This window comes from Marinomonas sp. ATLA20, from assembly GCF_057180105.1.
This window is the reverse complement of sequence record NZ_JBXUKU010000003.1, coordinates 369,924-379,513: the sequence shown is the minus strand read 5'-3', so window position 1 is coordinate 379,513 and position 9,590 is coordinate 369,924. Positions and strand designations below refer to the sequence as shown.

At 47.1% G+C, this 9,590-nt stretch carries 1 protein-coding gene; it reads right to left on the bottom strand.

The window, feature by feature from the left end; genetic code table 11:
• Nucleotides 1-9,445, bottom strand: a 9,445-nt coding sequence (locus AC2A4J_RS08055; protein WP_484175603.1) for a DUF4347 domain-containing protein, incomplete at its 3' end; no start/stop codon positions are given.
• Nucleotides 9,446-9,590: the final 145 nt, after the last annotated feature.

Genomic DNA, 9,590 nt, shown 5'->3' with positions numbered 1-9,590 from the left:
GACTCACATTGAGACTGCCGGAGTTGTAGTTGCCCGCGCCATTATCCGTTGCCACCACATTGAAGCTGTAGCTGTCTTTGGTTTCGTAATCCGCCGACGCTTTCAGCGTCACCACACCGGTGGTGTCATCAATGTCCAGCAACGCCGCATCATCGCCTGTTAGGCTGTAACGCAGGGTATTATTAGCTGCCGTACCGTCCGCATCGGTCGCGGTCGCAGTGTAGATCACCGTACTGGTATCAGCATTTTCCTCTACAGAGCCTGTCGCACTTGACGTGATCACTGGCGTGTTGTCGTTCAGGTCGTTGACGCTGACCGTCACGGCTTGCGTGCTACTCAAACTACCCGAGTTGAAGTTACCGGCACCGTTATCTGTCGCCACAACATTGAAGCTATAGCTGGACTTGGTTTCGTAATCAGCACTGGCTTTAAGCGTTACCACACCCGTCGTTGAGTTGATATCCAATAGTTCAGCATCCGTACCGGTTAGGCTGTACACCAAAGTATTGTTCGCAGCAGTGCCATCGGCATCGGTACCTATAGCTGTATAGATGACTGTTGATGTCGCAGCGTTTTCATCGACATTGCCCATCGCACCGGAGGTGATCACTGGTACATTGTCGTTGAGGTCTGAAATCGACAAGGCGACAGTTTTTTCGGCACTCCGCTGTCCATCCGAAGCAATCACTGTAAAGCTATAGGATGATTTGGTTTCGTAATCTGCATCTGCCTTAAGCGCAACTTCACCAGTAGTGGAGTTAATAGTAAATGCGCTGTAATCCCCTACCGCTTTTAGCGTATAGGTGACGGTATTAAATGCTGCACTGATATCAGCATCCGTCGCCGTGGCGGTATAAACTTTCGCATTAGTGCCGCTGTTTTCATCTAATGTAGCCGTCGCAGCTGAGGTGAACACAGGCGCATTGTCATTGACATCGTTAATAGAAATAGTGACTGCCGCTGCACTGGAAATTTGCCCTACTGCATCGGTCGCCACGATATTCAGTGTATAAGAGGTCGCAGTTTCATAATCAATCGCTGCAGCACCCGCGCTGGTAAACGTCACGACACCATTATGGTCAATCGCAAAGTAGCCATTATCATTACCCGATTGAATCGAGAACTGACTTACTCCATTCGTATCTGTGGCTTTAACTTGGCCGATAACGGTATCAGCCACCATGCCTTCATCAAGATTAAAAGCTTGAGAGGCCGTCACAACAGGGGCAGTATTATCAATCGTTACTGTATCACCAGAGGTAAATCCAGCCCCGATGGCGTTATTCACTGTATCAGTAATGCCCGTGCCAGAAGCGTTAAGGTCAAGACGAAGGCTACCATCACCACTGATGTTATTCACGGTGACCTGATAAGTACGACCTGAGCCTGTTATTGAAGCAACCGTACCCGTTGCACCACCAGACAAGCTAAAGTCGCTAACATCGACACCGGTTACGGCCTCATCAAAAGTCACTGTAAAGGTCGTACTGTCTGCGGTGGTTAACACAGCACCATCTCGGTTAATCGCAACAACACTTGGACCTGTATTATCTATAGTGATTTGTTGCCCAGTCACACCGGCACTTATCGCATTACCCGCCGTATCAGTGATCCCTGTTCCAGAATCTTTTAAATTCACCCCCAAAGTACCATCACCACTAACGCCATTCACTGTAATGGTATAAACCGAATCAGAGACTTGCGTCACACTCGTGATAGAGCCACCAGCGGCGGTGCCAGTCAATACAAAATCAGCGGCATCCACTCCACTCACGGCTTCATTGAATACCGCAGTAAAGGTGGCCGCACTGCCGTTTTGATTTTCGGCGCCCGTGCGAACAATCGCCACACCCGCTGGTGCAGTGGTATCAATAATAAAGGTTTCGCTGTCACCAGCGGACAAGGCATTACCAGAGGTGTCGGTAATATCCGATGTGTTTAATGTGAGAACATACATTCCTTCAGTCGAAGTGACCGATGACAAATCAAGTGTATAAGCACTGCCTGATCCAGACACCGTTAGCCCAGTTAGATCCACATTGGCTCCGCCACGGGTTAGGGTAAAGTCACTAATATCAATATTGGTCACTTGCTCACTGAAGTTGATCGAAACCGTACCCGCATTCGGCTGAGTTGGATCCGCTACATCCACAATGGCGACCGTTGGTGCAGTATTATCTACAGTACCGGTGGTAAAGTTGTAAGTAGTACCATCGCTCACCGCCGCAATGCTATTGCTGGCACTATCGACTAACGCGCCTGCGGATAACTGCACGGCATACTGATTGGTTGCGGTTAGATTCGCGGATGGATTAATGGTTAGCTTATTACCTGCAATCGAAAGTTGACTTGAATGATTGCTTACATCAATCGTTACTGAGTTCGCACCGTTGCCAGTAATGTCATACAGCGTAATGGTACCAGAGGTCCCCAGCGACACATTTTCATCAAAGGTTATCTCAACAGAATCCGCTACCGATACGCCAGTGCTGCCATCCGCTGGCACCACAGTAGAAATTGTCGGAGCTTGATCATCGGTTACTGTGATAGTGAAGGCTTTTTCATAGGTGGCATCGCCATCGTTCACCTGTACACGGATGCTATAAGTGCCAGCAGGCACATCCGCACGGTCCGTCACACGCAGATTGGCGCCATCAATATTGAACTTAGCGTTATCCGTATCGTTCACGCCAGACACTAACGAATAAGTGAAGCTTTCACCGGTATCCGCATCCGTCGCAGAGAAACTACCTACCACAACATTAGTCGAACCTTCTGAGTGGCTATAAGTCGCATCCGACAAAGCGATATCCGTCGGTGTATCGTTAACCGAGGTACTCACAACCGTGGTTGTATTGTTGCTGCTGTTCACCGTGCCATCGTTTACCGTGATGGTAAAGGTAGTCGTTTCGGTTGAGTTTACTGCCACTCGATTATCTGTCGCATCAAACACCAATGCGCGCAGCGCTGCCTGTGCTGACGCTAACGACGTAGACGACAGTGTATAAGAACCGCTACCCGCATTGGTAAAACCTGAGCTGGTCAAAGACGCCGCAGTGAATGCCCCTTTCGCAGCGGTATCCAGTGCCACGGTGACAGAGACATTGTCACCATCTGCGTCCGCTAATGTAATCGCATTAAACGGAGAAACTGTTGCGTTATCATTGACTGCTTGGTTGGCCGCAGCATCGGAAATGATTGGCGCTTGGTTTGCCGGAGCAATGGTTGTAACATCGACTTTGGTAACTGCGGATTGCAAGTTGGGCGTGCCTTCATCGTCTTCCGCAACCACGTAAATATCGTACGAGGTGCTAGCAGTTAAACCTGTGACATTAAAGGTATTAGAGAAATCGCCGCTAGAGACCGTGGCATTACCTGACGTAACCACCGCTGCCCCACGCCCATTGTTATCACCGTACGATACGCCCGCTTTGACTTGTGCTGCGGTCGGAGCCTGAGCCCCATCGGCAACCACAATATAGTAAACCTTACCGGCTTCATTGATGTCTGTAGTTAGATCCAGCGTCGTGCTCGCAATATTACTGGCCGCAGGAGTGGTATCAAACGTTGGGACAGTCGTGTCGGATGCGGACTCTTCAAACTGTATCGAGTCAATCACAAAGTCATGCCCAGTCGTTACACTTGATGTAATGGTTAACTGAGTGACTTCACCTAAGCTGCTAAGGTCAAAATCTGTAACTTGTAGAGAAGCTGTTACAGCTGCTTGGACATTTTGACTTCCGTTAGATATGGTCCAAGTAAATGGCCCAGATCCACCGCCTCCTTCAACACCACCAAAAGCTCCAGATAGAGACGTAACTGTCACAGCCTTACTAAATGTTAAAATGACTTCTTGAACATTTAGTGAGTATGTCCAATAAAAATCCCCGGATATCCCCCCACTGTTGAAACCGCTCTCTATAACATTATAAGTTGATCCATCACCGGCATTAGAAGATATCGTTAATGTAACATCATCGACTGTCTGTTGAACTTTGTATTGGCTACCATCTTGAATCTGCGTTGCACTACTCAAATCAAACACATTCGAAGGTATCAAAGCGCCATCGTAAGTTTCTAATTCAATGCTATCACCCTCTACAACCCCACTATTCACTTCCAAATCCCAATCCCCACCAAGCACCGCAGAACCAGTCAAATCATCAGAAGCCGCGATATCAGCCCCTGTTACTTGGGAAAATTGATTGATAAAAGCCATACCCGTGCCGCCTTGGGCGACGTTACAGCCGTAGAGCAAGATGTCGCCACTATCGCTTAGAGCCTTGCCCCAAGCGGCGTAAGTAGCCGAATTTTGTGTGATAGCATCCGCTGAAACCGTTTCTGCGCCGAGGTAGATTTCGCCTACACCGCCGTGAGACAGAATGTGTAACGCATCCAAGTCACTGTAGTTGGCAAGGATTTCGGTGATTTGCTCGGTGGCGGAACGTGAACCATCCAATAACCAAATATCCGCTTCTGGATTCGCTTGCTTGGTCAGCTCGACTAAACCCGGCACACGGGAGTCAATAATAATAACTTGCTTGGCATCGGCAACGGATTGCTCAAGCAAGGTGCCTTCGCGGTTCAGATCCACAATGGCATTAAGCTGTGCTTGGGTCAGCGCCCCTTCATTAAGCAATGTACCTGCAATAGTATAATTGTCGCCAGAGGTAAATTGGGCCGTGGACGCCTGACTAAGCGCATCATCAGCAGAACCCGTGAAGCTCAAGCCGACCGTTTGGCCTATCGTACCATTTACACCACTAACCGTGACCTTGAACACCTTACCATCGGAACTAGAAACATTGCTCACACCAGTATTACTTGCGTTACCTGTGACAGCAAAATCACTGGTTTCAATTCCAGTAACGGTTTCACTCATAACAACAGTGAAAACGACATCGGTGGCGGTATTTGCTTCAACCTGATTCACCATGCCACGACTTATAGACGTTACAGTCGGCAAGGTATTGTCGATAGTATAAGATTCGTCCGTTGCCAGTTCTGTCCCAGCCAAAGCATTACCAGCTATGTCTGTAATGTTTTGGCCAGAATTGAAGTTCAAGCCAAGGGCACCATCACCGACAATATTACTAACAGTAACGGTATAAGAAGAACCCGAACCCGATACGGCTGAAATAGCGCCGGTTACATCACCAGAAATTTCAAAATCATCCATGCTGACATTGGTAACGGCTTCACTAAAGGTCACATCAAAGGTCACCGAATCTGCCGTACTTAAAGCGGTATTCGTCGTGATAATCGCGGTAGCAGTCGGTGCGGTGTTTTCAATAGTGTAGGTTTCTAATAACGCACTAGGTGTCGTTGCAGTTAACGCATTGCCCGCAATATCATTTACTGTCGCCGCAGACTTAAGCTGTACGCCCAAAGTGCCATCACCATCGACGCCAGAAATAGTAATCACAAAGCCATTGCCGGTACCCGTTACGCTGCTAATATTTGCACCGTTGGTCGCCGTTCCGGTTAATTCGAAATCATCAATACCCAAACCTGTTACGGTTTCGCTAAACACCGCGATAAACTGTACAGAGTCGGCATTAGTCGTGGCACTGTCTACGCGGTTTATTGAGATTAACGTCGGTGCTACCGTATCAACGGTATATACCTCATCATCCGCTGGTTCTGCGGTAGCGAGGGCATTACCCGCCGCATCCGTCACAGCATGACCGGACTTCAAGTTAAGCCCTAGCGTGCCAACACCAGAAATGCCGGTGACATTGACGGTAATCGTATTAGTGCCTGAGCCAGTAATGCTGCCAATTGTGCCCGCTACTGAACCGCCGACATTCAGCTCAAAATCTCCAGCCACCGCAGTAACCGCTTCATTAAAGGTCAAGGTAAAGCTAGTTGTATCACTGTTGACCACATCGTCATCGGCGCGCTGAATCGATAAGAACGTCGGCGCAGTAGAGTCGGTAACACCTGTAGTAAAGTTCAACGTCGTGTTATCACTGATGCCTGCATAGGTATTCCCTGCCGTATCGCGTACGGCGTTACCATCTATACGAATCGCATAAGTAGTGGCTTCATCTAGGTCAGACACTGGATTCAAGGTAACTGTATTGCCAGAATACGTTAAATTACCGCCGTTCAATACATCAAAAGTCTCTACCGTAGTACCGGTCGTGACATTGATTAGGGTAATCTCATCATAACCTTTGGCAATGTCTTCACTAAACGTCAGAGTGATGTCGCCACTTGGGGCAACTGAAACAGCCCCATCAGCAGGGTTACTAGAAGACAAAGTCGGAGCGGTATCATCGACAGTAATGGTTAAGCCAGAGGATGCCACACTGACATTGCCGGCCGTATCGGTAGCTTTTGTCGTTAAGGTATGACTACCAGTAGAAAGCTCTGAGCTGGTAATGCTCCAATTACCTGAACCATCCGCCGTTGCTGAACCAAGTGATGTGGTTCCGTCGGTATCATAAAGAACCACGGTCGCGCCAGCTTCAGCGGTTCCTGTCACGGTTGGCGTTGTATCATTTGTTATGTCATCGGTGGAAGAAGTACCACTGTCCGTCCCCGCTGTCATATCTGGCGTAGTCGGAGAACTAGGCGCTGTGGTGTCAATCACGATCGCTTTATTAGCCCCAAGAGAGTCAGATGCGCCAGGAGTCGCTAAGGTTAAAGTAGCGTCATAACCACCCGCATCTTTAATACTACCTCCGTTTAAGGTTAATGCAGATGTACTGATGTAATCTAAATCAGCACTGGTATCACCTGCTTGTACCGTATAATTAAACGTCAGCGTATTGCTGCCAGAACCAAATACATAATCGACAACACGGTCTTCGGAGCCTGTTTCTAATATTAATTGTGGCGTGCCTGTCACAGTAACAGCATCATCAAAGGTCACTGTTATTGCAATAACATCGCCTTCATTATAACTACCATTACTTGTAGTCGCAGCCACACTGGCCACCACTGCAGGTACTTGAACCACAGCCACCGTTGACGCAATAGATAAGTCCGCTACATTATCATTAGCACCAGTATTACTTCCAGAATCAGTAATAGAGGTCAATGTGACTACTCGGTTTCCTTCTGTTGGTGCTTCAGACGTGTTTTTATATTTTAAAAATGGTACATAGTTCTGCCAAACCGCTGCAGTATCTGAGGCATTGATCGTCACAGTCGCTGTGGTGCCAGTCAAGCTCACCGTATAGCTAAACACTGCCGGGCTAGTATGTGAGGCACTTTGATTATCTTGCAAAGCAATATTAACACTACCAAAGGTTAAAAATTCATTGCCTAGATCACTGATGTTACTGACAGTAAGCGTCAGCTGTTCAATGGTTTGACCTGCTTCAACCGTGCTCGCATTGGGATTATTGAATAAGGTGACATCAGCACCTCCTTCAGTAAAGGTAGGATTCAAAGGAGTAGCGGTTAACGTCGGCTCATCGTTGACCTCAGTAATATTAATATTTACCGTTGAGATTGTAGAATCCGTGGTACTGTCATTAGCCTTGATACTAATCGTTGCGGCATTATCACCACTGGTGTTGCTAGCGCCTATGTATTGAATGTTGGTGGTAGTGTCCAAATAAGTATTAATATTCGCGGCAGTACCTGAAAGTGTCAACGTTCCCGTACCGGAGTTACTCACTGTCACATTGCCACCAGAAGAAGCGGCTAACGTGCCAGCCGATGTGGTCAGGGTGACCGTAAGATTATCGCCATCGCTGTCAACAAAAGTCACGCCAGACAGGTCAACATTGGAAGCGGTATCTTCAGTGACAGTAATATCAGTAGGTGCGCCAGTGATGGTGGGGGCGTTGTTTGCAGGAGCAGCCGTATCAGTAGCACTTACAACAGAGAAACCAAATATGCTAAATATATCTGGTTTATCCCCTACGGTTACATCATACGATACTCTGTATTCATCAATAGTTACGCCATTAAAAGGACTGAAATCAGGATTATTATAATCCGTGGTGTAAGTATTAGAGGTTGGAGTAAATGCCGTTGTTTGGGTAACCAATACATTGTTGAGATAACCTGATACTTGAATGTTCTCAAAGTTACTATTATTTTTAGCACTGTTTGACTCGTACTCACCTAACTCAATATCTGATAGCTCGAACGTGCCACTGTTTGCCTTAACGGAGATATAAGATGTATATGATGAAGTTGATATTGAATTATCTGATATATAGGCGCCGTATTGGTCTGCTTTGAGTTTTTTATCATTACCAGAACCATCTACTGCCGTTGTAGTAAAATAACCGTCAGCGGAGACTGCTACACCGTCGGTCACTAATGCCCCTGCGAACGTTTGATCGCCATCGGGTACGTCTGCTGCTGCGGTTGTTGTTAATTCCACTAGGACTGGAACGGTGTCATTAGAGCCGTTATTTGGATCATTTTCATCCCAACCAGTCACGTAAACATCGTAGCTTGTAGAAGGACTTAGACCACTTATATCTATAGTGATTTCAGTGCCAGCAGAAACAACCCCACTACTAACGCCGTTAAAAAGCGCATTATTACCATCACCATCCTTACCTGCCGCTACCTGAGTCTTTGTAGGCGCGGTAGCCCCATCTGCAAGTACCACATATGCTATCCCACCATTTTGATTGTGGGTAGCGGTTAGGGTCGCTTGAGTAGCCTGAATATTAGTAACAGCTGGTTGTTCGCTAAATGTTGGCGTTGTTAATGTATTGTCAAAATCGTCGCCAAAATCTAAAATATTACTGCCTTCTATACTTCCTTTTATTGTCTCCAACGTCCAGTCCCCACCAAGCATAGAGGAGCCCGTTAGGTCATCCGACGCCGCTACATCCGCTTGCGTGGCTTGGGCTAAGGCGCTAATAAAGTCTTGCCCTTCACCACTGGCAACATTACAGCCATACAGTAACAAGTCGCCCTGTTCCGTCATTGCTGCGCCCAGTTGTGCCAAATCGGCGGAACGAGTGTTAATGGTGGTGGTATCCAAACTCAAGCCACCTAGATTCAATTGCCCCTCAGAACCATGAGAGATCAAATGAATAGCATCGTAATCGCTATGGGTCTTTGCCCACAATGCCATTTGCGCTAAGCCGTCTTGGGTAGAATCCAACAAAACAACTTCTACGCCAGCCTTGACCCCGTCTATCAAGGTTTGATAATCAGCGACGTTGCCTTCAATAAACACCACTTCTTTTTTGCCATTGTTCAAGCTTGGGTCTACCGCTCGCACTTCGGTTGGCGCAACAACAAAAGAGGTATCTGAACCCTGATGGCTATTATCTGTTTGCGAAGCATCATGAAGCTGCGAATCTGTCAGCACATCTATCGCGGTGGCAACCGCAGCACCATCCAACAATAAACGCGGCTCTAAAGCAGTAATCAGCGGCTTACGCGCCTGTTTTTTATTGCCTAGAGAGTAATGACCTGACGCTTTTTTGCCTGATTTGTTGGAATATTGCTTTTTCATGATCACCACCTCTATGGGTATATTTTTAGCAACTCATGTATTGTTGCTAAAATTCATTCAATCTGTTGTAAACGCTGCTTTATTGTTTTTAGCAACATTTGTTACTGTTCTTTTAAAAATACTGCTCTTTAAAAAAGTACTAGTA